We start from the raw sequence: 24,437 nt of genomic DNA, 5'->3' as shown, positions 1-24,437 counted from the left end.
GCTGATAGGCGCTCAGGCGGCTGCTCGTCCAGCGTCGGCGACGGGTTCCATGTCGCGATCCGACGCAAGGTCGGGCGTGTGCGGGGTCTTGTCCCATCGGTGCGGCTCTATCACCAGTCGGAACAGGGCGTGCACGAAGGCCAGGCTGAGCAGGCACCAGTAGGCGGGAGCTGCCGCCATCTCCTTCAGTCCGAAGCGGACGCCCGCACGTCGCGCTCCCGCCAGCTTGGCCAGCCAGGCCGTGGCGACGCCGGCGACGAGGACGCTCATTCCCAGAGGCGGCGCTGGCGGCAACTTGCCGCAAACGATGGAGGTCAGCGCGACGGCGCCGATCCAGGCGATGCACGCCGCGTGAATCGCGGCGGATGCGACGCCGGCGCCCAGGGTCAGAGCCAAGGCCGACCAGCCGCGCCATCCCATGCCGCCAAGACTGCGGGTATGAACGGCCAGGGTCTGAAGATGGCCTTTGAGCCAGCGGGTGCGTTGAGGCAGCCAAAGCCGCAGGGCGCCGGGCGGTGTTTCGTATGTGGGGCGTTCCAGCACCCCGAGACGCCCTCCCGATCGCCAGATTCGGAAGCCGAGGTCGGCGTCCTCCGTCACGTTCCACGCGTCCCAACCGCCCAGCGCGCGGAGAGCGCCGGCGCGGAAGTGGTTGCTTGTGCCGCCCAGCGGAAACGGAAGACCCAGCGCCGCCATGGCCGGCAGAGTGACCTCAAAGAGCGCCGCATATTCCGCCGCGAACTGCGCGTCGAGGAAAGGAGAGGCGTCGTTTCGCTTGTCCCGACGCCGGATGCGGAGCGGCGCCTGCAGACAGACCAAGTCCTCACCCTCGGCGACAAAGCGGGCGGCCGCCTCCTTGAGCTGGAGGGGATCGGGGTCGTCCTCGGCGTCATAGATGGTCACCAGATCGCCTTGGGCCAGGGACAGGGCGTAGTTCAGCGCGCGGGGCTTGGTCTTCGGCGAGCCGGGCGGGACGATCAGGACCTTCAGCCAATCGGGGCGATCCGTGTTCAGGGCGGCGGCGATGGTAGCGTTGTCGTCGGCTTCCAGCGCGAGAAAGCCTTCCAGCCGGTCGGCGGGATAGTCGAGCTGGCCCAGCCGCTCGATCAGTTGGGGCAGGACGGCGGCTTCGTCATAGAGGGCCGCTATGACAGTGTAGCGCGGCCACGCGGTCGGTTCAGGATCGTCGCGTGCCGGGGGACGGCGCGTCACCAGAGTCACAAGCCGCCACCCGGAGACCGTCAGAAAGCCGAGTTGGACGCCCGTCAGGGCCAGAGGCGCGACATGGAGCGGCAGAAGGAGGCTGATGGCAAGCGCCGACGCCAGTCCGGCCAAGACAAGGAACTGCAAGCTACTGACGGTGATCCGCGCGGTGGACGCCGTCTGGTCGCGCTTCTTCCTGGGCAGTGCGCCGTGCATACGAGAAGCCCCCCGGCCCGTTGCAAACCCTGTTTTTTAATATCGTTGTTCTTTGAGGGCAAGTGATTGGCGGACTCAGGCATTGCGGCTATTCAGGCTCGGTCCTAGCCATGGAGTCTGGATTGCCCGGTTCATCGCTCCCCACGCCTCGATCCGCTCGCAAGCCCAAGGGCGAAGGCCATGCGCGTCGTGCGGAGATCCTGGCCGTGGCGGAACGCATCTTTGTCGAGCATGGCTATGAGGGTGCGACGATCCGCAAGATCGCGGATGAAGTCGGCCTGTCGTCGACCGCCCTCTATATGCATTTCCCTGACAAGGCCGCGATTCTGCACGAGATTTGTCGCGGCGCTTTCGAGACGCTGATTGCGACCCATGAGGGGATCACGACGGAGCCGGCGCCGGCCGAGGTGCGGCTGCGGCGGATGATCGAAGGCTATGTCCGCTTCGGCTTCGACAACCCGAACGCCTATCGGCTGACCTATCTGACCCGACCGGTCGAGGCGCGCGAAGGCGCGGAAACGGTGGCGCAGGAGACAGGGTTCGAACTGTTCCGATCCTTCATGTCAGTGGTCGAGGAGGCGGTGGCCTCGGGCCGGATGCAGGGCGATCCCCGAGCCATCGCTCAGGTGATCTGGGCCAGCGGACATGGGATCGTGTCGCTGATGATCACCAAGCCCTACTTCGACTGGGTGGACCGGGACGAACTGGTCCGCATCCAGTTGGACGCCCTGTTCGCGGGGCTGCTCCGACCGTGACGCGCGCGCGCGGCGCCCTTCTGGCGCTTGTCCTTCTATGGCCAGGCGTGGCCGAGGCGCGTCCGCTGAGGGTGCTGTCGCTGGATCAGTGCGCGGATCAGTATGTCCTGGCCCTGGCGCCCGAGGCGACGCTGGCGTTGTCGTCGCGGGCGGACGACCCGGATTCATGGATGCGTCAGGCGGCGCGAGGACGGCCTCGGGTTCGCCCGACGCTGGAGGCGGCCATCGGCTTTCAGCCCGACGTCGTGGTCCGCTATTGGGGCGGCGAGCCGCGCCTGCTGGCTGGGCTGGAGAAGCGAGGGACGCGGGTGCTGGCCATCAATGACGCGACCGACATGGCCGGGGTCCGCGAGAACCTGGCCAACGTGTCGCGCGGACTGGGGCAGGACGCGCGCGGCGCGGCGCTGATCGCCCACATGGACCGTCGGCTGGCCCAGGCGGCGGGCGCGGGACGCGGGCGGGAGGCCGTCTATGTCACGCCGGGCGGCTATACGACCGGCTCGGGGTCTCTGATCGATTCCATCCTGAAGGCGGCGGGGTTCCGCAACGGCGTCAGCGGGCCGGGCTATCAGCCGCTGGGGATCGAGAAGATCGCACTGACGCCGCCGGCCCTGTTCGTCCGCGGCTTTTTCCAGCAATGGCGAGCGGATTGGCGCGGGCCGGGGCGGCATCCGGTGGTGCAGCGCGCGGCGCAGGGGCGGACGGTGGCGGATTTGCCGGCCTCGGCGTTGAGCTGCCCGGCCTGGTTCGCCGCCGACGCCGCGGCCCTGCTGGCGGAGGCGGCGCGATGACCAGACATATGAGCCTGAATTTGGGGCTGGGGGCGGCGATCCTGCTGGCCCTGGTCGGGGCGGTGGTGTTCGGCGAGACGGCGCTGACGTCGGCGCAATATGCGCAAGCCCTGGCCGATCCGTCCTCCGGGCCCGGCGAGGTCCTGTGGCAGGTGCGGGCCCCGCGCGCGGTCTGCGCCCTGATGGTCGGGGCGGCGCTGGGTCTGGCGGGGGCGGTGCTGCAAGGTCTGCTGAGGAACCCGCTGGCTGACCCCGGCGTGCTGGGCGTGTCGGCGACGGCGGCGCTGGGGGCGGCGGGGGCCATCGTGCTGGGGGCTGCGGCCATTCCCGGACTGGTCGAGGGCGCGGCCCTGATCGGGGCGGCGCTGGCAGGCGTGCTGCTGACAGCCATCGCGGCCAGGGTGCGGGCGCCCGAGGCGCTGATCCTGTTCGGGGTGGCGCTGTCGAGCTTTGCCGGGGCGCTGACGGCCCTGATCTTCAACCTGTCGCCGTCGCCGATCGCCTCGGCCGAGGTGATGAACTGGCTGCTGGGTTCGGTGCAGAACCGGAGCTGGATCGACGTGGCCTGGGTGGCTCCGGCCTTGGCGGTCGCTGCCGTACTGGCGGCGGGCGCATCGCCGGGCTTGCGGATGCTGACCCTGGGCGAGGAGGCGGCGCGGGCGTCGGGCCTGTCGATGGGGCGGATGCGGGTGCTGGCCCTGATCGCCTCGGCGGTGGCGGCGGGGGCGGCGGTGGCCGTCGCGGGCGTGATCGGCTTCGTCGGCCTGGCGGCGCCGCATCTGGTGCGAGCCGCCGTGCGCGGCGATCCGGGGCGGCTGCTGCTGCCCTCGGCGCTGGCGGGCGGGCTGATGCTGGTGCTGGCCGATCTGGCGGCGCGGCTGGTCCCGACCGATCAGGAGTTGAAGCTGGGCGTGTTCACGGCCCTGGTCGGGGCACCTCTGTTCGCCCTGATCGCCTGGCGCGCGGCGCGGGAGTGGCGGCTGTGAGCGTCTTGCTGGAACTGGACGGCGTCCTTGCGCGCATGGGCGCGGCCACCGTGTTGGACGGGGTCAGCCTGTCGGTCGCGTCGGGCGAACTGGTGGCGCTGTGCGGGCCGAACGGAGCCGGCAAGTCGAGCGCCATTCGCGCGGCGCTGGGGTTGATGCCTCTGCACGGCGGCGCCGCAAAGCTGGGCGGGGAAGACGTGCACCGTCTCTCCGAGCGGGAACGCGGTGCGCGGGTCGCCTATCTGCCGCAGGAACGGCATATCGCCTGGAACCTGCCGGCCGTCGAGGTGGCGGCGCTGGGCGCGCCCTTCCTGGCGGGGGATGCGGCGCTGGAGCGCGCGCGGACGGCGCTGAACGAGGTCGGGGCCGGTTATCTGGCAGAGCGCGGCGTGGCCGAGATGTCGGGCGGCGAGCGGGCGCGGGTGCTGCTGGCGCGAGCGCTGGTGGTTCAGGCGCCGCTGTTGCTGGCGGATGAGCCCATCGCCGGGCTGGATCCGGATGCGCAACTGCTGGTGCTGGAACGGTTGCGGGCGCGGGCCGATGCGGGCGGCGGGGTGCTGGTCAGCCTGCATGACCTGACGCTGGCGGCGCGAATTGCGGACCGGGTGGTGGTGCTGGACGCCGGGCGGGTGGTCGCCGACGCGGCGCCGGTCGAGGCTCTGTCGTCGGGTGTGCTGCGGTCGGCCTTCCACCTGGACGGGGTCTGGGTCGAGGGGATGGACGGGCCGTTGCTGGCGGCGCGGAGGCTTTCGACCGGCGGTTGAGAAGCGGCCGGATTGCACGGTGCAGCGAAAAAAAACAGTGCAATTGGTGCAATGGGCGGGCGGTTTCGTTCCGCCGTCATCCTCGGGCTTGACCCGAGGATCGGGTCCTCTGCCTGCGCGACCTTTTTTAGGACGAGCGCGCCGCTGCGCTGGATCCTCGGGTCAAGCCCGAGGATGACGGCATGAAGGGGAACGTGACGGCGTTGAGGGAGATGACGGCATCGCTCGGCTTGGGGGTGACGCCAGCGTGGGGGATGAGGGCAACGTCATGAGGCGTGCGCAGTGATGTCAAAGACCGGGAAGGCGATCCTAGTCCGGTTTTGGAGCGCGGCGCGCTGAAGGCTGGAAACGGCGCTGGAACGCCCGTCGGGGTTGGGTCGGGTCTGCTGAAGATAAAAACATGGCTGTCGCCCCTCCCGGAATTCGGGAAGGGCGACGCGCGCGCGTTTACGGCTGATAGGCGCGGGGGCCGCTGGAGGGCGGCGTGCCGCGCGCCAGGTCGGCCGAAGGGGTGAGGGGCGCCGAGCCGCCGTTCAGCCGGGCGCGATAGACCTGCATGTTTTCCATCACCCGCATCATGTAGTTGCGCGTCTCCGTGAAGGGGGCGCATTCGATGAAGTCGATGGGGTCGACCTGCTGGCTGCGCGGATCGCCGCAGCGCGCCACCCATTGCGGCGGACGCGCCGGACCGGCGTTGTAACCGACGGTGGCCAGCAGAGGCGAACCGCCGAAGTTGTTGATCAGTTCGCCCAGGTGATAGCTGCCCAGCTTCATGTTGGCGTCCGGGTCCCACAGTTGCTCGGCCGAGAAGCCGAGGCCCATGCGGCGCGCCACGCCCTGACCCGTCGCGGGCAGAAGCTGCATCATGCCGCGCGCGTCGGCTCCGGAGCGAGCCAGAGGGTCGAAGCTGGATTCCTGGCGGGTGATGGCCAGGGTGAACTCCGGCGGGGCGGCGCCCGAAACCGCGGGCGGCATCCGTAGCGGATACATGCGCTCGGGCATGACGAAGCCGCGCTGGCTGGCGGCGCGGCCGACCATCATGGAGCCGAACTGGTCGCCATAGCCCTGCATCAGGTCGAACACCTGGGTCAGGTCGTAGGCGGGCAGGGTGTCGTCCAGATGGTAGGCGAAGACCCGCAGCAGGGTGTTTTCACCCGCCGCGCCCAGGATGCGCGCAGCGCGGACGACCTCGTTGCCCTCGAAACGGTTGACGTCTTCGGGCGTGGGGGCGGGTTCGCCCGGCAGGGTCAGGGTGGTGACCCCGGCCTTCTCGGCGGCCAACTGGCCATAGAAGGTCTGCCAGTGTTCGGCGCCGGCCTTGTACAGGCGCTGGGCTCCGGCGCGGTCGCCGCGCGCCTCCGCGGCGCGACCCAGCCAGTAGAGGGCGCGGCCTTGGGTGATCGGGGTCGAGGAGCTGTTGCGCAGGACCTCGAAGTGTTGGGCGGCGGCGGCCGGATCGTTCAGCTTGGTCAGGGCGACCCAGCCGGCGAAGAACTCGGCGTCGACCTTGCGCTCGCCCGAGGGGAAGCCGTGACCGTTCATGGCGGCGTAGGCGGCGCGCGGGTTGCCCTGTTGCAGGGCGTCGAGGAAGTAGTTGCGGCGCTCGCTCCACAGCGTGTCCTGGCCTTCCTTGTGCGCCGGCGCGGCGGGCAGGGCGGCCAGCAGGGGGAAGGCCTCGGCCTGGCGACCCGCCGAGCGCAGCAGGCGCACGCGCTCCAGCACCACGGCCGGGTCGTTGGCCTGGGCCTGGGTCAGGCCGGCGACGATGGCGTCGGGCGAATAGGCGGTGCGCAGGGCGAGAACGGCGTTGGCGATCGCCTGACGGTCGGCCGGAACCAGGGGGACCATGGCGCGGGTCGCCGGACCGTGCGGGCCAAGCAGCAGCATGTTCAGGCGGGCGACGTGATCCTCGGTCGTCAGCCAGCCGCTCCAGCGATTGGCGATACGGGACTGCTGGGCTTCCTCGAAGGAACGGTTGCGCCACCAGTCGCGGATCAGGTCCTGGGCCTCGCGACGCTGGCCCTTCTGCTCCAGAGCGGCGGCCAGGGCTATGGCGCCGTCGGCCGTCGTCGGAGCGGAGCCGCTGAAGAAGGCGATGACCGTGTCAGGCGAGGCGTTGGCTGCGCCCAGCGCCCGTTCGCCCGCCGCCCGGCGCGAATCGCCGCGGGGCCAGTTGGCGAGGTCGGTCTGTGCCCGGGCCAGATCGGTGAAGGAAAGCTGTCGGTCCGAGGTGTCGACCAGCGCCCATTCGACCAATTTCCTGGCCGTGGGGTCGGAAATGCGGCTCATGATGGATTGCGTGCCGATCACGTCGCGGGCGCGGGCCGACGTCAGACCTTGCTGGAACAGGGTCATGTCCTGGCTGCTGAGGATCCCGTTCTGGCTGGAGGCATAGGGCGCAGGCGCGCTGTTCAGCACGTCCTGGGCCGGTGGAGTCAGAATCGCCAGGGCGGCGGCCACGGTCGTCGCGATCATCAGATGTCCGATCCTCATTCATCACTGGTTGCGGCCGAGCGGCGAGCAACCTACGCTCCCTGCCTCTTCAAAAGGGCGGCGGGCCGCCCGAAACTCCGCGCAGGTATCTTGTTCCAATGACCGCCCCCTTGTTCAAGGGCGTGATCACCGCCTTGATCACACCTCTTCGTGACGGAAACGTGGACGAAGGGGCATTTGAAAAACTCCTGGAACGCCAGATCGCTGCTGGCGTCCATGGCGTCGTCCCCGTCGGTACGACCGGGGAAAGCGCCACCCTGCACATGGACGAGCACAAGCGCGTCATCGAGCAGTGCGTGAAAGTCGCTGCGGGTCGCGTTCGTGTGATCGCCGGCGCCGGATCGAACGCTACGCATGAGGCGATCGAGCTGTCAGCCTTCGCCAAGCAGGTCGGCGCGGATGCGACCCTGGTGGTGACGCCCTATTACAACAAGCCGTCTCAGGAAGGCATGATCGCCCACTTCGAGGCGATCTCTGACGCCGTGCAGATCCCCATGCTGCTGTACAACGTCCCCAGCCGTTGCGGCGTCGATCTGTCGAACGAAGCGGTTGCGCACCTGGCGAACAATCCGAATATCGTCGGCATCAAGGACGCCACCAGCGACATCTCGCGGGTCAGCTGGATGCGCGCCAACATCAGCGGGCGCTTTGACCTGATCAGCGGGGATGACGCCAGCTGGCTGGGCTATGCCGCCAGCGGCGGCGTGGGCGTGATCTCGGTCACCTCGAACGTCGCGCCCGAAGCCATGGTCGCCATGTATGAGGCGGTCGCCGCCGGCGACTTCGCCACGGCGCGGACCTGGCAGGACCGTCTGATCAACCTGCACAAGGCGCTCTTCCTCGACAACTCGCCGTCGCCGGCCAAGTACGCCCTGGCCAAGCTGGGCTTGTGCAGCGAGGAAGTCCGCCTGCCGCTGTCGTTGACCCGCGATGCGGTCAAACCGCACATCGACCGGGCCATGGTGGAGGCCGGGGTCGCCTGATGGCTGCTGACGCGCCCAAGAAGGTGATCGCCGAGAACCGGCGCGCGCGCTTCGACTATTTCCTCGAGGACTATATCGAGGCCGGGATCCAGTTGCTGGGCACCGAGATCAAGGCGCTGCGCGACGGGCGGGCCAATATCGCCGAAAGCTACGCGGCGGTGGAGGGGCGCGAGATCGTTCTGATCAACTCGGACATCCCGCCCTACAAACAGGCCAACCGGTTCAACCACGAGCCGCGTCGTCACCGGAAGCTGCTGCTGCACCGCAAGCAGATCGACAAGCTGATCGGCGCCGTCCAGCGCGACGGACGCACGATTATCCCGGTGCGGCTGTATCTGAACGAAAAGGGCAAGGCCAAGCTCGAGATCGCCCTGGCCAAGGGCAAGAAGCTGCACGACAAGCGCGAGGCCTCGGCCGAACGCGATTGGCAGCGCGACAAGGCTCGCCTGATGCGCGACAAGGGCTAGGGCCGGGGGCGGACATCAAGGACGGTTCCGCTTTGCGGCGGGACCGACGCGCGATAAACGACAATTCATGGGGCGCGTCTTGCGGAGTTCACGGTGAAGATAGCCGAACGCTGGTTCGTGATGGCGGGCGTCGCCTTGCTTGGCGCCATCGCCGTGGCCGGGCTGGTCGTGGCCATCTATGCGGCCTGGGTGCTGCATGACATGCCGGACGCGTCCGAGCTGGCCGACTACCGTCCGGCGACGGCCACGCGGGTCTTCGCTGGCGACGGCACGCTGATCGGCGAGTTCTCGGACGAGCGCCGCATCTATGTCACCTATGACCAGGTGCCGGAGCAGGTGATCCACGCCTTCCTGGCGGCCGAGGACAGCCATTTCTTCCAGCACGGCGGCATCGACGTGTCCGGCATCGGCCGGGCCATGTTCAAGAACGTGTTCAACGTCCTGTCGGGACGACGCCTGGAGGGGGGCTCGACCATCACCCAGCAGGTGGCGAAGAACGTCCTGCTGACCAACGAATCCAGCCTGAACCGCAAGCTGAAGGAGGCGATCCTTTCCAGCCGTCTGGAAGCGACCCTGACCAAGGAACAGATCCTTGAGCTGTATCTGAACGAAATCTACCTGGGCTATCGCTCCTATGGCGTGGCTTCGGCGGCCTACAACTATTTCGGCAAGTCGCTGAACCAACTGACGCCGGACGAGGCGGCCTTCCTGGCGGCCCTGCCCAAGGGGCCGAACAACTACAATCCGAAACGCTATCCCGACGCCGCCAAGGGCCGACGTGACTGGGTTCTGGGCGAGATGGCCGACAACAAGTGGCTGTCGCACGAAGAACTGGCGACCGCTCTGGCCCGTCCGCTGAACACCCGCTCCGCCCCGCGTCGCGCCGAATACGCCGACGCCGACTTCTTCGTCGAGGAGGCCCGCCGTCGCGCCATCGTTCTGTTCGGTCAGGAAGAGGTCAACCGCGGCGGCTACTATATGCGCACGACGCTGGACCCCAAGCTGCAGTCCGCCGCGCGCGACGCCCTGATGAACGGGCTGGAACGCTATGACCGCCGTCACGGCTGGCGCGGCGCCTGGGGCACGACCGATTTCGCCGAGGGTTGGCAGGCCGCCGCCCTGAGGAAGGCGACCCCGCCCGAGCGCCGGACCTGGCAGGCGGCCGCCGTCGAAAGCGTCGTCGGCAACAACGTCCGCGTCCGCACGGCCCGGGACGACCGCACAGGGTCGATGATCGTCTCCGACGCCGCCTGGGCCAACGCCAACCGCCCGCTGAAGCGCGGCGACCTGATCTTCGTCGAGCCGCAGGGCGGCCAGTTCGCCCTGAAACAGGTGCCGGCCGTGAACGGCGCCCTGGTGGCCATCGAGCCGCAGTCGGGTCGGGTGCTGGCGATGGTCGGCGGTTATTCCTACGCCCTGTCGAGCTTCAACCGCGCGACCCAGGCCAAGCGGCAACCGGGTTCGGCCTACAAGCCCTTCGTCTATGCCGCGGCGCTGGAGGGCGATTTCACCCCAGCGTCGATCGTGCTGGATGCGCCGATCAGCTTCGCCGGCGGCGCCAACGGCGGCCGGTGGACGCCCGAGAACTACAGCCGCCAGTATTATGGTCCGCAGACCCTGCGTCGCGGACTGGAGTTGTCGCGCAACGTCATGACCGTGCGTCTGGCCCAGGCGGTCGGCATGAAGAACGTCGTCGATCTGTCCAAGAAGATGGGCGTGGTGGACGATATGTCGCCGAACCTGGCCATGTCGCTGGGGGCAGGGGAGACGACGCCTTATCGCATCACCGCCGCCTATGCCGCCTTCGTCAACGGCGGGCGCAGGATCGATCCCTATCTGATCGAGATGGTGCAGGACCGGAACGGCCAGACCATCCACCGGGCCGACCGTCGCCAGTGCCGCGACTGCAGCCGGGGCTTCAGCGGCCAGGAATCGCCGCGCCTGCCGGAGCGCGGCGTGCAGGTCATCGACCCGATCACCGCCTATCAGATGAGCTCCATATTGGAGGGCGTGATCCAGCGCGGCACCGGCGCCGGGGCGCGCAGCCTGGGGCCGTGGGTCGGCGGCAAGACCGGCACGACCAACGAGTATCGCTCGGCCTGGTTCGTCGGCTTCTCCAGCGACATCGTGGTCGGCGTCTTCGTCGGCTTTGATGACAACCGCTCGCTGGGCGGCGGCGAGGCCGGGGCGGCGACCGCCGTGCCGATCTTCACCGACTTCATGCAGGTCGCGTTGAAGGAACGTCCGGCGCGGCCCTTCGTGCGGCCCAAGAACGCCGTCTTCCGCACGGTCAACGGCATCGAGGAGGCCTTCCGTCCGGGCACCGAACGTCAGATCCGCGAGGAAGCGCCGCGTCCCGTCCAGCCGGAAGGACCGCAGAGTTATAATGACGTGGTCCGCCGCGAGCAGGAGGCTGCACAGGCCCCGTCAGCCGCCGCGCCCGCAGCCGTCGCGCCTCCGCCGCCGAAGAAGCCGCCGGCCGAGGACTTGAGCGGACTCTACTGAGGCTCTAGTTAGGCCCATCATTCGGCGCGCCTGTCCGCAGGCGCGCCGTTTCCATTGTCTTTCCCCTATCGACCCGCGCGCGGCGCGGGCCTGCTTGAGGGGAGAGTCGTTATTCGCAGGAGATTGCGATGAGACCGGATGTCGAGGCCATGAAGGCCGACATCGAGCAGAGCGTCGCTCTGCTCAGGAGGCGTCTTTGACTGGGATGTCGCGCTTCGAAAACTGGATGAGCTGAACGCTCGGGTCGAAGATCCGACCCTGTGGGACAACCCGGAACAGGCCCAGGCTGTCAGCCGCGATCGCTCGCGTCTTGAAGCTCAGATCAACAGCGTTCGTGCGCTGGAGAGCGGTCTGGAAGACGGCGTCATGCTGGCCGAGATGGCCGACGAGGAAGGCGACGACGCCACCCTTGAGGAGGCCCGCGAGCAATTGCGCGGCGTCAAGGATCGTGCGGCCCGCGCCGAACTGGAGGCCCTGCTGTCCGGCGAGGCCGACGGCAACGACGCCTATCTGGAAGTGAATTCCGGCGCCGGCGGCACCGAGTCCAACGACTGGGCCGGCATGTTGCTGCGCATGTATTCGCGCTGGGCCAAGGCCCACGGCTACGAAGTCACGATCGAGGCCTACGAAGAGGGCGAACAGGCGGGGGTCAAGTCGGCCACCATCCTGATTTCGGGTCCCAACGCCTACGGCTGGCTGAAGTCGGAATCGGGCGTGCACCGTCTGGTCCGCATCAGCCCCTATGACGCGGCGGCCAAGCGGCACACCTCGTTCGCCTCCATCGGCGTCTCGCCGGTCGTGGACGATACGATCGAGATCGACATCAACCCGTCCGACGTGCGCACCGACACCTATCGCGCGTCCGGCGCGGGCGGTCAGCACATCAACAAGACGGACTCGGCCGTGCGTCTGACCCACGTTCCGACCAACACGGTCGTGGCCTGCCAGGCCGGTCGTTCGCAGCACCAGAACCGCGAACAGGCGTGGAAGATGCTGCGGGCGCGTCTGTACGAACTGGAACTGCAGAAGCGTGAAGCGGCGGCTCAGGCTTTGGCCGACGCCAAGACCGACATCGGCTGGGGCCACCAGATCCGATCCTACGTTCTGCAGCCGTATCAGATGGTCAAGGACCTGCGCACCGAGGTCGAGACCTCGGATACGCAAGGGGTCCTGGACGGCGACCTTGATCCGTTCATGGGCGCGGCCCTGGCGGCCCGGGTCGGCGAGACCCGCGACGCGACCTAAAAAAAGGGGCGGCCCAGGCGGGCCGCCCCTTTTCATTTGGCGTGCCGCCCGGATCAGGCGGCGGGTTTGGTCTCGACCTTGTCGGTCTTGGCGTTAGCGGCACCGGGCTTTTCAGCTGTCGTCGGCGTTTCCAGCATGTTGGCGCCGGGCGTGTCGCGCTTGGCCTGGGTGCAGCGGCCCTGGAACCAGGCGCCCTGTTCGATCGACAGCTGCTCCTGGGTGATGTCGCCCTCGATGCGGGCGGTGGCGAACAGCTTGACCTGTTTGGCGACGATGGCGCCCGAGACACGGCCGCGCACGTCCAGCACGTCGGCGTGGACCGTGCCCTCGACCGAGCCGCCTTCGCCGATGGTGACGCGGACGACGCGGATGTCGCCCTTCAGCGAGCCGTCGACCTGAAGTTCGCCGGCCCCCGAGATATTGCCTTCGTATTTCACGCCGGCCGACAGGGTCGACAGGCTGGACGACCGCGACGCCGGACGGGCGGCTTCAGGCGGGCGCGGCGCCGCAGCGGGGGCCGCCGAAGGCGTGGGCTCCGGCGCAGGCGGGATGCCCAATCCGCTGGACGGGTTATTGTCGAAAGGCTTGCTCTTGTTGAACATGGTGCTCTCCGCATCTCGCCAGCAAGGCCGGCCTAATCCTACTCATAGCCCCTTGGGCGGCAGTTAGGGTCAGGTTGGCGAGAGAGGCAAGCTTGGCCACAGAGCATTCGTTGATCAGAGCGCCTTGACCGCTTCCAGCACCTGTTCGGCGTGTCCCTTGACCTTGACGCTGCGCCAGACGCGGCGAACCACGCCGGCCCCGTCGATCAGGAAGGTGGCGCGTTCGACGCCCATGTACTCGCGGCCGTAGAGCTTCTTCTGCACCCACGTGCCGTAGGCCTCGCAGACCAGGCCGTCCTCGTCCGAGCCGAGCACCACCTTGAGGTCGTGCTTGGCCATGAAGCGATCCAGCTTCTTCACCGCGTCGCGCGAGACGCCGATGACGACGGCGTTGGCGGCGGCGAACGGGTCGGCCAGGGCCGAGAAGTCCAGGCCCTCGGTCGTGCAGCCGGGGGTGTCGGCCTTGGGGTAGAAGTAGAGGACGACCGACTTACCTTTCAGCCCGTCGAGGGTGACGCCGCCGTCGCCGTCGGTGGACAGGTCGAACGCGGGGGCGGCTTGGCCTTCGGTGATGTCGGTCATCTCAATCTCCGCTCATCCCGGCGGACGTCGGGACCCAGTGAGAGCCTCGGCGGCGCCGGTTGAGTGATTTGCAGCGAACCAACTGCTGCGGTTGAAGCCAAAGCACTGGATCCCGGCGTCCGCCGGGATGAGCGGGTTAGATGGGGCGGACCAGGACGATCTTCTTCTTGCCGGCAGCCAGTTTCAGCACGCCATCGGCGTTGACGTCCGAGGCCTCGATCAGGCGGGCGCCGTCAGCGATGGCTTCGTCGTTGAGGCGCAGACCGCCGCCCTGGGCCAGGCGACGGGCCTCGCCGTTGGAGGTGCTGAGACCGGCCTTGGTGACGACGGCGGCGATCATGGCGCCGATCACCTCGTCGCGCGGCAGTTCGACCGTCGGCAGGTCGGCCGACAACTGGCCCTTCTCGAAGGCGGCCTCGGCGGCGGCGCGGGCGGCGTGGGCGGCGTCCGAGCCGTGCAGCATCGAGGTCGCGGCGTCGGCCAGGGCCTTCTTGGCCTCGTTGATGCCCGCGCCTTCCATGGCTTCGTAAAGCGCGATCTGGTCCAGCGGCAGGTCGGTGAACAGGCGCATGAAACGGCCGACGTCGGCGTCCTCGGCGTTGCGCCAGAACTGCCAGTAGTCATAGGGGCTGAGTTGCTCGGCGTTCAGCCAGACCGCGCCCTGGGCCGTCTTGCCCATCTTTCCGCCCGAGGCCGTGGTCAGCAGCGGCGTGGTCAGGCCGAACGAGGCCTTCTGGTCCACGCGGCGCACCAGATCGACGCCCGAGGTGATGTTGCCCCACTGGTCCGAGCCGCCCATCTGCAGCGTCACGTTCAGCGAGCGGTTCAGTTCCAAGAAGTCCACCGACTGCATCAGCATGTAGTTGAATTCGAGGAAGGTCATCGGCTGCTCGCGCTCGAGGCGCAGCTTGACCGAGTCGAAGCTCAGCATCCGATTGATGGTGAAATGCGTGCCGAAGTCGCGCAGGAACTCGACGTAGCCGAACTTGGACAGCCAGACGTCGTTGTCGACCATGACGGCGTCGGACGGGCCGTCGCCGAAGGTCAGGAACTTCTCGAACACGGTCTTGATCGAGGCGATGTTGGCCTGGATCGTCTCGTCGGTGAGTTGCGGGCGCGAGGCGTCCTTGCCGGTCGGATCGCCGACCTTGGTGGTGCCGCCGCCCATCAGGACGATGGGCTTGTGCCCGGCCTGCTGCAGACGGCGCAGCATCATGATCTGGATCAGGCTGCCGACATGCAGGGACGGGGCCGTGGCGTCGAAGCCGATATAGGCCGTCACGATTCCCGTGGAGGCGGCCTCGTCCAACTCCACCGGGTGGGTCACCTGGTGGATATAGCCGCGCGATTGCAGGGTCTTGAGGAAGTCGGACTTGAAAGCTTGGTCGGTCATGGACGGCTCCGTAGCAGGGATGCCGGCGGCCGTCTTCCTTTCGGGAAGCCGCGCCGCCAGCGAAGGCGGCACGAGATCGCGGCCGCTCGTTAGCTCAGCGGGCGGTAATACAGGCCGGAAAGGGCGCGAACGGCGATCATGGGCGCTAGCTACGGCGCGCCTGACGTGGCAGTCAACCCGCCCATGACGACCTCTCCGACAAAGACCCTCCGCGTGCTCGGCTTCATGACCGGCACCTCGCTCGACGCCGTGGACATGGCGGTGATCGAAACCGATGGCGAGAACATCATCAGCTTCGGCCCCGCCGGCGAGATGAAGCTGGACGCCGAGACGCGCGCCATCGTCGAGGACGCCATCGAGGACGCCCTGGACTGGGAACGCGACGAGGAAGAGCCGGACAGCTTCGAGGACGCCCGCATGGCGGTGGCCGACGCCCATTTGGCGGCGGCGCTCAGCTTCATGGCGGTCAATGGGGTCAAGGCCAGCGGGCTGGATCTGGTCGGCGTGCACGGCCAGACCGTGCTGCACGAGGCGCCGACGCCGGACTTGCCGGGCCGGACGGTGCAGTTGATCGACGCCCTGAGCGTGGCCGAGGGGCTGGGCGTGCGCGCGGCCTATGATTTCCGCAGCGCGGACGTGGCGGCGGGCGGGCAGGGGGCGCCGCTGGCCCCGGTCTATCACGCGGCCCTGGTGCGCAAGTCGGGCCTGAGCGGGCCGGTCGCCGTGCTGAACCTGGGCGGGGTCGGCAACATCACCCTGATCCGAGCCGATGGTGGGCTGGAGGCCTTCGACACCGGCCCGGCCAACGGCATGGTCGACCTGCTGGTTCAGTCGCGCGGCAAGAAGCGGATGGATGAAGACGGCAGGCTGGCGGCGGCGGGGACCGTGGATCAGGCCGTGCTGGACGCCTATCTGGCCCATCCTTATTTCGCCGCGACGGGGCCGAAGTCGCTGGACCGGTTCGATTTCTCGCTGGACGCCACGGCGCACCTGTCGCTGGAAGACGCCGCGGCGACGCTGACGGCGTTTGCGGCCGAGGCGGCGGCGCTGGGCGTGGCGCGTTGCTCGGAGCGGCCGACCAAGGTCGTGGCCTGCGGCGGCGGACGGCATAATCCGGTGCTGCTGGCGGCGATCCGCGAGCGCGCGGGCGTGCCGGTCACGACCGCGGAGGAGGAGGGCTGGCGCGGCGACTCGATCGAGGCCGAGGCCTTCGCCTTCCTGGCCGCGCGCTGCCTGCTGGGCCTGCCGATCAGCTTCCCCGGCACGACGGGCGTGGCCGAGCCGATGACCGGCGGCCGTATCGTAGAGCCCGGCGAACAGTGAGTCTGGCCCAATCCCAGCGGTTCTGGGGCGTCGCCAGCGGCGTGGCGGCCGGGGCCCTGTGGGGGCTGGTCTTCCTGGCGCCCAAGGTCGCGCCCGAGGCCTCGCCGATGATGCTGACGGCGGGGCGCTACCTGGCCTATGGCCTGATCGCGGCCCTGCTGATCGCGCCGCGCTGGCGCCGCGTGACGGCGGCGCTGGACTGGAAGGCCTGGCGGGCGCTGGCCTGGCTGAGCCTGACCGGGAACATCGTCTATTTCGTCTTCCTGGTGGTCGGCGTCCATTTCGCGGGCGTCGGGGCCTCGGCTCTGATCGTCGGCATGGTGCCGGTCGTGGTCGCCCTGTGGGGCCTGAAGGACAAGGACTCGCCGCCGCTGTCGCGCGTGGCGCCGCCCATTGGGGTCGCGGCCTTGGCGGTCGGCCTGATCGGCTGGGAATCGCTGAGCCAGGGCGGGGGCGCGGGCCATGACGGCGTTCAGACCCTGATCGGCCTGGCCTGCGCCTTGGCGGCCCTGCTGTCCTGGTCGGCCTTCGCGGTCGGCAACAGCCGCTGGATGGGGCGGCTGCCCGAGGTTTCACCGCACGACTGGTCCCTGTTGACCGGGGTGGTGACGGGCGGGTTCGCCCTGCTGCTGGCGGTCCCTGCGGTCCTGACCATGGGCGTCTGGTCGGGCGAGGCTTGGATGCGGCTGATCGGGGTCAGCATCGGCGTCGCCATCTTCGCCTCCATCATCGGCAACGCCTTCTGGAACCAGGCCAGCCGCCTGCTGCCCCTGACCATGCTGGGTCAGATGATCGTGTCCGAGACCCTGTTCGCCTTCCTCTACGGCTTCCTGTGGGAGGGCCGCGGGCCGACGGTGATCGAGGTCGTCGCCATGATCCTGATGGTCGTCAGCGTGGTCTGGTGCGTGCGCGCGCACCGTCCGGCGGCCGTCGCGGCGGCGGAAGGCGATCACTAGGGTCCGGATACGAAAACGCCGCCGTCGATGACCGACGGCGGCGTTTGAAGTCCTGGGCCGAAGACCCGATCAGGCCGGGTTTTCTTCCAGACGCTTATCCAGATAGGCGCCGACGCGACGCTCGACCGCGCCGATGTGGTCCTGCCAGAAGTGGCTCGCGCCTTCTTCCAGTTCGTAGTCGATGATGATGCCCTTCTGGGTGCGCAGCTTGTTGACCACGCGCTCGACCTCGACCGGCGGCACGACGGTGTCGGCGGTGCCGTGCAGGAACAGGCCCGAGGCCGGGCAGGGGGCCAGGAAGCTGAAATCGTACATGTTCGAGGGCGGCGACACCGAAATGAAGCCGTCCGTCTCGGGACGGCGCATCAGCAGTTGCATGCCGATATAGGCGCCGAACTGATAGCCCGCGACCCAGGTCTGGGTCGCGGCGGGGTTGTTGGCCTGGAGCCAGTCCAGGGCCGTCGCCGCGTCGGCCAGTTCGCCGATGCCGCTGTCGAACTCGCCCTGGGACTTGCCGACGCCGCGCGAGTTGTAGCGCAGGGTGGCGAAGCCGCGCTGCACGAACAACTGGTGCAGGGTGACCGTCACCGGGTTGTTCATATGCCCGCCCGCCTTGGGGTGCGGGTGCAGGATCAGGGCGATCGGCGCGTTGGGGCGCTTGCCGGGCGAATAGCGGCCTTCGATACGGCCCGAGGCGCCGGGAAGAATGACTTCAGGCATGGATCAGCGGAATCCTGTCTTCAACTGTCGTTTCGCGGGCGGACAATACTTGACCAACGCAGTAGGACTTTCTAAGTCGGCCCTGCGCGGCGCACTTGTCTGCGAGGGCGCGGGTTCTAGCACATGAGCCCCGAAAAGCGCGAAATTTTTGAGGGCTTTCTATGCGCCTGTCGACAAAGGGACGTTACGCCGTGATGGCGATGGCCGATTTGGCGCGCAACGGCGCGGACCGGGCGGTGTCGCTGGCCGAGATCGCGACGCGTCAGGAAATCTCGCTCAGCTATCTGGAACAGCTGTTTGCAAGGCTCCGCAAGGGCGGTCTGGTCAAGAGCGTGCGCGGCCCTGGCGGCGGCTATCGACTGGCGCGCAAGGCCTGTGAAACCGCCGTGGCCGAGATCGTCCTGGCGGTCGATGAACCGATCCGCGCCACGCGTTGCGTCGGCGCCGGCTCGCCCAAGGGCTGCATGATCAAGGGCGAGCGTTGCATCACCCACCACCTCTGGGAAGACCTGGGCCAAGAGATCCACCGCTATCTCGCCAGCGTCAGTCTGGAGGACGTGATCCAGAACCGCACGGGCAAGGCCCGCATGGGCGCGGTGACAACTGATGGGCGCATGGAGGCTGCGGCGTGAGCGTTTACCTGGATTACAACGCCTCGGGTCTGGTTCGTCCTGAGGTGCAGGACATCATGGCCAAGGCTCTGGCCGACAACGGCAATCCGTCGGCGGTTCACGCGGCCGGACGCCGGGCGAGGGCGCGGGTCGAGACGGCGCGGGCGCAGGTGGCCGAACTGGTCGGGGCTGATCCGACCGCCGTGGTCTTTTCCTCGGGCGGCACGGAATCCAACGCCCAGGCCATCGTCAGCGCTCTGTCGGCGGCTTGCGAGCGGCTGATCGTCGGCGCGACCGAACACCCTTGCGTAGCCGAGGCGGCGACGGCGTCGAGCGCGCCGGTCGAGGTTCTGCCGGTCGATGCAAACGGCGTGGTCGATCTGGCCTGGCTGGCCGAGGCGCTTGCGCGACCGGGCCGGGCGGTCGTGGCCATCCACCATGCGAACAACGAAAGCGGCGTGATCCAGCCGATCGTCGAGGCGGCGGCTCTGGTTCGCGCGGCGGGCGGCTGGCTGCACGTCGACGCCATCCAGTCGGCGGGCAAGGTTCCGGTCGACATGCGCGCGCTGGACGCGGACAGCCTGACCCTGTCGGCGCACAAGCTGGGCGGGCCGCAGGGCGTGGGCGCTCTGGTGCTCAAGGAAGGCGTCGCCGCCGTGCGGATTCTGCATGGGGCGGGGCAGGAACGCGGCCTGCGCGCCGGAACCGAGAACGTGCCGGGCATTACCGGATTTGGCGCGGCCGCCGATTGCGCCGCGCGCGATCTGGACGCGGCCATGGCGCACGTCGCCTGGCGCGATGCGGCCGAGGCCAAGGTCAAGGCGGCGGGCGCGACCATCATCGGCGGCGCCGTGCCGCGTCTGCCCAACACCCTGTTCATGGCCGTCGAGGGCTGGGACAGCCCGCAGCAGCTGATCACGCTGGATCTGGTCGGGGTCATGGTCTCGGCCGGCTCGGCCTGTTCGTCGGGCAAGGTCAAGCCGTCCAAGGCGATCAGCGCCATGGGCCTGGATCATCTGGCGACTGGGGGCGTGCGCGTTTCCGGCGGCTGGGGCACGACCGAGGCGGACTGGGATCGGTTCGCCGACGCCTGGGTCTCCGCCTGGAACAAGCATCAAGCGCGCGTGTCTGAGCGCGTGAAGGAAGTCGCGTAAGTCATGGCTGCTGTTAAGGAAACTGTCGAAGCTGTCGCCGCTCTCGAGAAGTATGAGCACGGTTTCACCTCGGACATCGAAACGGAATATGCGCCGCGCGGCCTGAACGCCGACATCATCCGCTTCATCTCCGAGAAGAAGGGCGAGCCGGAGTGGATGCTGGAATGGCGTCTGGCCGCCTATGAGCGCTGGCTGGCGATGGAAGAGCCGACCTGGGCGGCGGTGAAGTATGAGCCGGTCGATTATCAGTCGCTCTTCTACTACGCCGCGCCGAAGCAGAAGGAAGGCCCCAAGTCGCTGGACGAAGTCGATCCGGAACTGCTGGCCGTCTATGCCAAGCTGGGCATTCCGCTGGGCGAGCAGGCGGTGTTGGCCGGGGTCGAAGGCGCGCCGCGCTATGCCGTGGACGCCGTGTTCGACAGCGTCAGCGTGGTCACGACCTTCAAGGCCGAACTGGCCAAGGTTGGTGTGATTTTCATGCCGATTTCCGAGGCCTTGCGCGAATATCCTGATCTGGTGCGTCAGTATCTGGGATCGGTCGTGCCGGTGTCAGACAACTATTTCGCGGCGCTGAACAGCGCGGTCTTTTCGGACGGGTCGTTCGTCTATATCCCACCGGGCGTGCGCTGCCCGATGGAGCTGTCGACCTATTTCCGCATCAATGCCAGCCAGACGGGCCAGTTCGAGCGCACCCTGATCATCGCCGACAAGGGCAGCTACGTTTCCTATCTGGAAGGCTGCACCGCGCCGATGCGCGACGAGAACCAACTGCACGCGGCGGTCGTGGAGATCGTGGCCCTGGACGACGCCGAGGTGAAATACTCGACGGTTCAGAACTGGTACCCCGGCGACGCCGAGGGCAAGGGCGGCATCTATAACTTCGTGACCAAGCGCGCGGACTGCCGCGGTGATCGCTCGAAAGTCAGTTGGACCCAGGTCGAGACCGGCTCGGCCGTCACCTGGAAATACCCGTCCTGCATCCTGAAGGGCGAGGAAAGCTCGGGCGAGTTCTACTCGATCGCCATCACCAACGGGCATCAGCAGGCCGACACCGGCACCAAGATGATCCACCTGGGCAAGAACTCGAAGTCGCGGATCATCGCCAAGGCGGTGTCGGCGGGCAAGTCGGACTCGACCTATCGCGGCCTGGTCTCGGTGCATCCCAAGGCGACGGGCGTGCGCAACTTCACCCAGTGCGACAGCCTGCTGATCGGCAAGGAGTGCGGCTCGCACACCATCCCCTATATCGAGGCCCGCAACGGCTCGGCCCAGCTGGAGCACGAGGCGACGACGACCCGTCTGTCGGAAGACCAGCTCTTCTACGCCCAGCAGCGCGGCCTGTCGCAGGAAGAGGCGGTGGCCCTGCTGGTCAACGGCTTCGTCCGCGACGTGATGCAGAAGCTGCCGATGGAGTTCGCCGTCGAAGCGCAGAAGCTGGTGGCGATCAGCCTTGAGGGGAGCGTGGGGTGACGAGCTTCCACGAGCGCTTCTTCAATCGTCGGCTGACCGGCTTCTATCCCAAAGGGCCAAAGGCGCGGCGTTTTGGTCTTATCGGCCTCGGCGTCTTTCTTGCTCTCGGCGCGACCGGCCTCGCCTTGCTTTTCAATGGGCAGAAGACCTTCGGCCAGATCGTCCTCGGCGGACTGGTCATTTTGATCATCGCTTACAACGGCTTTGTGTCCACTCGTTCGGACCTGTGAGAACCATGCTTTCTATCAACAACCTCCACGTCTCGGTCGCTGACAAGCCGATCCTCAAGGGCCTGACGCTCGAAGTGCCGGCGGGCGAGGTGCACGCCGTCATGGGGCCGAACGGGGCCGGCAAGTCGACGCTGGGCTACAGCCTGTCGGGGCGTCCCGGCTATGAGGTCACGGCTGGTTCGGCGTCGTGGAACGGTCAGGACCTGCTGGGTCTGGCCCCGGCCGAGCGCGCGGCGGCGGGCGTCTTCCTGTCCTTCCAGTATCCGATGGAGATCCCCGGCGTGCCGGCCATGACCTTCATCCGCACGGCGCTGAACGCCCAGAAGCGTGCGCGCGGCGAGGAGGAGGTCTCGGCCCCCGCCTTCCTGAAGCAGGTCAAGGCGGCGTCGCAGGCGCTGAAGATGGACTTTGACATGCTGAAGCGGCCGCTGAACGTCGGCTTCTCGGGCGGCGAGAAGAAGCGGATGGAGATCCTGCAGATGGCACTGCTGGAGCCGTCGCTGCTGATCCTGGACGAGACGGACTCGGGTCTGGACATCGACGCCCTGCGCATCGTGTCGGAGGGGGTGAACGCCCTGCGTCGCGCCGACCGGTCGATGCTGGTCATCACCCACTATCAGCGCCTGCTGGACTACATCAAACCGGACAAGGTGCATGTGCTGGCCGCCGGCCGCATCGTCGCCTCGGGCGGACCTGAACTGGCGCTGGAGCTGGAGGCGGAAGGGTACGACAAGTTCCTGCCGACCGCCGCGTGAACGCCGTCCAGATCGACCTGAAGAACGCCGAGACCTTTCCTTCTCGACGCACGGAAACGTGGAAATACAGCGACCTGAAGCGTTGGCTTCGTGAAGCGCCTGAACCTTCGGGGCCAATCACCGTCAGCGGCGAGGGGCCTTTCGAGACGCTGGGCGGCGAGGGCCTAGCCTTCGCCAACGGGCGGGCGACGGGGGCGGACGCCTTTGTCGCTGCGGGGGTGCAGACGCTGCGTCTGCGCTTTGTCTCGGACGCGGTGAACACCGGCCACACGGCCTCGGTGCGGATCGCGGCGCGGGCGGGCGCCAAGTTGCTGCTGCTGGAAAGCCATGAGGGCGCGGGCTCGGCCTATGTGGCCCACAACCGCGTCGAACTGGACGTGCCGGCGGGCGCCGAGGTCACGCGCATCGTGCTGATGGACGAGCCGGAAGACGCCATTTCCGTTACCAACGCCGTGGTGCGGGTCGAGGCCGGCGGCCTGTATCGCCAGACCATCGTCACGACGGGCGCCAAGCTGCAGCGGCTGGAGACCCAGGTGAGCCACGGGGCCGAGGGCGCCGACGTGCGGCTGGACGGCCTCTATCTGTTGAAGGGGTCGCGTCACGCCGACCTGACGACAGTGGTTGACCACCTGGCCGCCGACGGCACCACCAGCCAACTGACCAAGGGCGTCGTTCACGACACGGCGCGCGGCGTGTTCCAGGGCAAGATCATCGTCGAGCGCGGGGCCGACGGCACCGACGCCCGCATGGGCCACCACGCCCTGATCGCCGGCGAGCGCGGCGAGGTCGACGCCAAGCCCGAGTTGATCATCTATGCCGACGACGTGCAGTGCGCGCACGGCAATACGGTCGGGACGCTGGACGAAAGCGCCCTGTTCTACATCCAGCAGCGCGGCATTCCGGCCGACGAGGCCCGCGCCCTGCTGACCCAGGCCTTCCTGATCGAGGTCGTCGACCGCATCGAGGACGAGGCGGCGAGGGAGGTTGTGCGCGAATGGCTGACGGCTCGCCTGTGAAGACCTTTGATCCCTATGCCGCGCGGGCGCAGTTCCCGATCCTGTCGCGACAGGTGAACGGCAAGCCGCTGGTCTATCTGGACAACGCCGCCTCGGCGCAAAAGCCCCGCGCAGTGATCGACGCCCTGGTGGCGTCGATGGAGGGCAGCTACGCCAACGTCCATCGCGGCCTGCACACCCTGTCGAACGAGGCGACCGAGGCGTTCGAGGCCGCGCGCGAGATCGTCGCCCGCTTCCTGAACGCACCCTCGGCCGAGAACATCGTCTGGACCAAGGGCGGGACCGAGGCGATCAATCTGGTCGCCAACGGCATTGGGCTGAGCATCGAGCCGGGCGACGAGATCATCGTCAGCGAGATGGAGCACCACTCCAACATCGTGCCGTGGCACCTGCTGCGCGAGCGCAAGGGCGCGGTGCTGAAATGGGCGCCGATCAACGACGACGGCTCGCTGGACATGGCGGCCTTTGCTGAGCTGCTGGGGCCGAAAACCAAGGTCGTCGCCGTCACCCATATGTCGAACGTGCTGGGGACCATCAACCCGATCGCCGAGATCACCCGTCTGGCCCACGCCGCTGGCGCACGGGTGCTGATCGACGGCTGCCAGGGTGCGGTCCATGCGACGCCGGACGTTCAGGCGGTCGGCTGCGACTGGTATGTCATCACCGGCCACAAGCTGTATGGCCCCACGGGCGTCGGCACCCTGTACGGCACGACCGAGGCTCTGGAGAGCCTGCCGCCCTATCAGGGCGGGGGCGAGATGATCGAGACGGTCACGAAGGACCGAATTACCTACGCCAAGCCTCCGCATCGGTTTGAGGCCGGCACGCCGCCGATCCTGGAGGCGATTGGTCTGGGCGCGGCGCTGGCATGGCTGTCGGGCTTTGACCGTCAGGCCGTGGCCGCGCATGAGATGGCGCTCTATGACCACGCCCGCGCACGACTGGCCGACGCCGACTGGCTGCGGGTTCTGGGCGAGGCCGAGGGTAAGGGCGCGCTGCTGACCTTCTCCGTCGAGGGCGCGCACGCTCACGACGTGGCCCAGATCATGGACCGTTACGGCGTCGCCGTGCGGGCCGGGCTGCACTGCGCCGAACCGCTGGCGAAAAGACTGGGCGTGACCTCGAGCACGCGCGCGTCCTTCGCCCTATATAACACCATGGAGGATACAGACGCCTTCGTGGATGCGCTGATCAAGGCGCGGAACTTCTTCGTGTGA

Annotated in this window: 23 protein-coding genes; 17 read left to right on the top strand and 6 right to left on the bottom strand. The window is 67.9% G+C overall.

Annotation, left to right across the window (positions count from 1 at the left end; all coding sequences use genetic code 11):
- Window positions 1-12: 12 nt before the first annotated feature.
- Window positions 13-1,419: a glycosyltransferase family 2 protein gene (locus AC1DJ5_RS02975; protein WP_477019633.1), complete on the bottom strand. Its 1,407-nt coding sequence runs from the start codon at window positions 1,417-1,419 to the stop codon at window positions 13-15.
- A 122-nt stretch (window positions 1,420-1,541) separates the two neighbouring features.
- Here AC1DJ5_RS02975 and AC1DJ5_RS02970 point away from each other — a divergent pair, with 122 nt between their 5' ends.
- The 4 genes from AC1DJ5_RS02970 to AC1DJ5_RS02955 are packed head-to-tail and all read left to right on the top strand — an operon-like array spanning window position 1,542 to window position 4,715.
- Window positions 1,542-2,174, top strand: coding sequence for a TetR/AcrR family transcriptional regulator (locus tag AC1DJ5_RS02970; protein ID WP_477019632.1), 633 nt, complete (start codon window positions 1,542-1,544; stop codon window positions 2,172-2,174).
- On the top strand, window positions 2,171-2,965 hold the full coding sequence (locus AC1DJ5_RS02965; RefSeq protein ID WP_477019631.1) for an ABC transporter substrate-binding protein: 795 nt from the start codon (window positions 2,171-2,173) through the stop codon (window positions 2,963-2,965). The genes AC1DJ5_RS02970 and AC1DJ5_RS02965 overlap by 4 nt, the downstream gene beginning before the upstream one ends.
- Before the next feature lie 8 nt (window positions 2,966-2,973).
- The gene (locus tag AC1DJ5_RS02960) at window positions 2,974-3,951 is read left to right on the top strand and encodes a FecCD family ABC transporter permease (protein WP_477019630.1); all 978 of its coding nucleotides are present in this window, start codon (window positions 2,974-2,976) and stop codon (window positions 3,949-3,951) included.
- Window positions 3,948-4,715 carry an ABC transporter ATP-binding protein gene (locus tag AC1DJ5_RS02955; RefSeq protein ID WP_441453265.1) on the top strand — a complete coding sequence of 256 codons (768 nt, stop codon included), beginning with the start codon at window positions 3,948-3,950 and terminating at the stop codon, window positions 4,713-4,715. The genes AC1DJ5_RS02960 and AC1DJ5_RS02955 overlap by 4 nt, the downstream gene beginning before the upstream one ends.
- 447 nt (window positions 4,716-5,162) lie before the next feature.
- Here AC1DJ5_RS02955 and AC1DJ5_RS02950 read toward each other — a convergent pair whose 3' ends face one another.
- Window positions 5,163-7,190 (bottom strand): lytic transglycosylase domain-containing protein, encoded by a 2,028-nt coding sequence (locus AC1DJ5_RS02950; protein WP_477019629.1) that lies wholly within the window; start codon window positions 7,188-7,190, stop codon window positions 5,163-5,165.
- 116 nt (window positions 7,191-7,306) lie between these two features.
- Here AC1DJ5_RS02950 and dapA point away from each other — a divergent pair, with 116 nt between their 5' ends.
- The 4 genes from dapA to prfB all read left to right on the top strand — a co-directional run bounded on the left by dapA (window position 7,307) and on the right by prfB (window position 12,408).
- A complete protein-coding gene (dapA, locus tag AC1DJ5_RS02945; RefSeq protein ID WP_477019628.1) occupies window positions 7,307-8,191 on the top strand; it encodes a 4-hydroxy-tetrahydrodipicolinate synthase in 885 nt (294 codons plus the stop codon).
- Window positions 8,191-8,658 (top strand): SsrA-binding protein SmpB, encoded by a 468-nt coding sequence (gene smpB / locus AC1DJ5_RS02940; protein ID WP_331033467.1) that lies wholly within the window; start codon window positions 8,191-8,193, stop codon window positions 8,656-8,658. Before dapA ends, smpB begins: the two co-directional genes overlap by 1 nt.
- 120 nt (window positions 8,659-8,778) lie before the next feature.
- The gene (locus AC1DJ5_RS02935) at window positions 8,779-11,163 is read left to right on the top strand and encodes a penicillin-binding protein 1A (protein ID WP_477019684.1); all 2,385 of its coding nucleotides are present in this window, start codon (window positions 8,779-8,781) and stop codon (window positions 11,161-11,163) included.
- Between the two features lie 128 nt (window positions 11,164-11,291).
- A protein-coding gene (prfB, locus tag AC1DJ5_RS02930; protein WP_441453271.1) for a peptide chain release factor 2 occupies window positions 11,292-12,408 on the top strand; the annotation gives its coding sequence in 2 pieces (ribosomal slippage) (window positions 11,292-11,360 and window positions 11,362-12,408; 1,116 coding nt in all).
- A 53-nt stretch (window positions 12,409-12,461) separates the two neighbouring features.
- Here the strand turns inward: prfB and AC1DJ5_RS02925 are convergent.
- From AC1DJ5_RS02925 to tyrS, 3 genes are all read right to left on the bottom strand, one after another.
- Window positions 12,462-13,010 (bottom strand): bactofilin family protein, encoded by a 549-nt coding sequence (locus tag AC1DJ5_RS02925; protein WP_441453272.1) that lies wholly within the window; start codon window positions 13,008-13,010, stop codon window positions 12,462-12,464.
- A 114-nt stretch (window positions 13,011-13,124) separates the two neighbouring features.
- Window positions 13,125-13,592, bottom strand: coding sequence for a peroxiredoxin (locus AC1DJ5_RS02920; RefSeq protein WP_477019627.1), 468 nt, complete (start codon window positions 13,590-13,592; stop codon window positions 13,125-13,127).
- Window positions 13,593-13,728: 136 nt separating this feature from the next.
- Window positions 13,729-14,985 (bottom strand): tyrosine--tRNA ligase, encoded by a 1,257-nt coding sequence (tyrS, locus tag AC1DJ5_RS02915; protein WP_477019626.1) that lies wholly within the window; start codon window positions 14,983-14,985, stop codon window positions 13,729-13,731.
- 183 nt (window positions 14,986-15,168) lie between these two features.
- On the opposite strand from tyrS, the gene AC1DJ5_RS02910 reads away from it, so the two are divergent.
- Both AC1DJ5_RS02910 and AC1DJ5_RS02905 read left to right on the top strand, forming a co-directional pair.
- Window positions 15,169-16,308 (top strand): anhydro-N-acetylmuramic acid kinase, encoded by a 1,140-nt coding sequence (locus tag AC1DJ5_RS02910; RefSeq protein ID WP_477019625.1) that lies wholly within the window; start codon window positions 15,169-15,171, stop codon window positions 16,306-16,308.
- Window positions 16,305-17,264, top strand: a complete 960-nt coding sequence (locus tag AC1DJ5_RS02905) for a DMT family transporter (RefSeq protein WP_441453280.1) — start codon at window positions 16,305-16,307, stop codon at window positions 17,262-17,264. Before AC1DJ5_RS02910 ends, AC1DJ5_RS02905 begins: the two co-directional genes overlap by 4 nt.
- A 69-nt stretch (window positions 17,265-17,333) precedes the next feature.
- Here the strand turns inward: AC1DJ5_RS02905 and AC1DJ5_RS02900 are convergent, their stop codons facing one another.
- Window positions 17,334-17,984: an alpha/beta hydrolase gene (locus tag AC1DJ5_RS02900; protein ID WP_477019624.1), complete on the bottom strand. Its 651-nt coding sequence runs from the start codon at window positions 17,982-17,984 to the stop codon at window positions 17,334-17,336.
- Window positions 17,985-18,145: 161 nt separating this feature from the next.
- Between AC1DJ5_RS02900 and AC1DJ5_RS02895 the strand changes: the two genes are divergently transcribed.
- Genes AC1DJ5_RS02895 through AC1DJ5_RS02865 form a run of 7 tightly spaced genes read left to right on the top strand, consistent with a single transcriptional unit; the run spans window position 18,146 to window position 24,437 of the window.
- On the top strand, window positions 18,146-18,616 hold the full coding sequence (locus AC1DJ5_RS02895) for an Rrf2 family transcriptional regulator (RefSeq protein WP_441453284.1): 471 nt from the start codon (window positions 18,146-18,148) through the stop codon (window positions 18,614-18,616).
- The gene (locus AC1DJ5_RS02890; RefSeq protein ID WP_477019623.1) at window positions 18,613-19,749 is read left to right on the top strand and encodes a cysteine desulfurase family protein; all 1,137 of its coding nucleotides are present in this window, start codon (window positions 18,613-18,615) and stop codon (window positions 19,747-19,749) included. Before AC1DJ5_RS02895 ends, AC1DJ5_RS02890 begins: the two co-directional genes overlap by 4 nt.
- 3 nt (window positions 19,750-19,752) lie before the next feature.
- Entirely contained in the window at window positions 19,753-21,219 is a 1,467-nt protein-coding gene (gene sufB, locus AC1DJ5_RS02885) for a Fe-S cluster assembly protein SufB (protein WP_477019622.1), read from the top strand.
- A complete protein-coding gene (locus AC1DJ5_RS02880; RefSeq protein ID WP_441453290.1) occupies window positions 21,216-21,449 on the top strand; it encodes a hypothetical protein in 234 nt (77 codons plus the stop codon). Before sufB ends, AC1DJ5_RS02880 begins: the two co-directional genes overlap by 4 nt.
- Window positions 21,450-21,454: 5 nt before the next feature.
- Complete coding sequence (gene sufC / locus AC1DJ5_RS02875; protein ID WP_477019621.1) at window positions 21,455-22,204, top strand: Fe-S cluster assembly ATPase SufC; 750 nt, start codon at window positions 21,455-21,457, stop codon at window positions 22,202-22,204.
- Window positions 22,201-23,220, top strand: coding sequence for a Fe-S cluster assembly protein SufD (sufD, locus tag AC1DJ5_RS02870; RefSeq protein WP_441453294.1), 1,020 nt, complete (start codon window positions 22,201-22,203; stop codon window positions 23,218-23,220). The genes sufC and sufD overlap by 4 nt, the downstream gene beginning before the upstream one ends.
- Entirely contained in the window at window positions 23,199-24,437 is a 1,239-nt protein-coding gene (locus AC1DJ5_RS02865; protein WP_477019620.1) for an aminotransferase class V-fold PLP-dependent enzyme, read from the top strand. Before sufD ends, AC1DJ5_RS02865 begins: the two co-directional genes overlap by 22 nt.

The organism is Brevundimonas sp. 01N35 (assembly GCF_056399785.1).
The sequence above is the reverse complement of the archived record's forward strand: the minus strand, read 5'-3'. Positions and strand labels throughout refer to the sequence as shown.

Excerpts from the sequence above, each read along its gene's own strand:
- AC1DJ5_RS02920 (WP_477019627.1), bottom strand. The coding sequence starts at position 13,592 with ATGACCGACATCACCGAAGGCCAAGCCGCCCCCGCGTTCGACCTGTCC.
- sufB (WP_477019622.1), top strand. The coding sequence starts at position 19,753 with ATGGCTGCTGTTAAGGAAACTGTCGAAGCTGTCGCCGCTCTCGAGAAG.
- AC1DJ5_RS02975 (WP_477019633.1), bottom strand. The coding sequence starts at position 1,419 with ATGCACGGCGCACTGCCCAGGAAGAAGCGCGACCAGACGGCGTCCACC.
- AC1DJ5_RS02950 (WP_477019629.1), bottom strand. The coding sequence starts at position 7,190 with ATGATCGCGACGACCGTGGCCGCCGCCCTGGCGATTCTGACTCCACCG.
- AC1DJ5_RS02865 (WP_477019620.1), top strand. The coding sequence starts at position 23,199 with ATGGCTGACGGCTCGCCTGTGAAGACCTTTGATCCCTATGCCGCGCGG.
- AC1DJ5_RS02960 (WP_477019630.1), top strand. The coding sequence starts at position 2,974 with ATGAGCCTGAATTTGGGGCTGGGGGCGGCGATCCTGCTGGCCCTGGTC.
- AC1DJ5_RS02935 (WP_477019684.1), top strand. The coding sequence starts at position 8,779 with ATGGCGGGCGTCGCCTTGCTTGGCGCCATCGCCGTGGCCGGGCTGGTC.
- AC1DJ5_RS02910 (WP_477019625.1), top strand. The coding sequence starts at position 15,169 with ATGACGACCTCTCCGACAAAGACCCTCCGCGTGCTCGGCTTCATGACC.
- sufC (WP_477019621.1), top strand. The coding sequence starts at position 21,455 with ATGCTTTCTATCAACAACCTCCACGTCTCGGTCGCTGACAAGCCGATC.
- dapA (WP_477019628.1), top strand. The coding sequence starts at position 7,307 with ATGACCGCCCCCTTGTTCAAGGGCGTGATCACCGCCTTGATCACACCT.
- AC1DJ5_RS02895 (WP_441453284.1), top strand. The coding sequence starts at position 18,146 with ATGCGCCTGTCGACAAAGGGACGTTACGCCGTGATGGCGATGGCCGAT.
- AC1DJ5_RS02900 (WP_477019624.1), bottom strand. The coding sequence starts at position 17,984 with ATGCCTGAAGTCATTCTTCCCGGCGCCTCGGGCCGTATCGAAGGCCGC.
- tyrS (WP_477019626.1), bottom strand. The coding sequence starts at position 14,985 with ATGACCGACCAAGCTTTCAAGTCCGACTTCCTCAAGACCCTGCAATCG.
- AC1DJ5_RS02925 (WP_441453272.1), bottom strand. The coding sequence starts at position 13,010 with ATGTTCAACAAGAGCAAGCCTTTCGACAATAACCCGTCCAGCGGATTG.
- smpB (WP_331033467.1), top strand. The coding sequence starts at position 8,191 with ATGGCTGCTGACGCGCCCAAGAAGGTGATCGCCGAGAACCGGCGCGCG.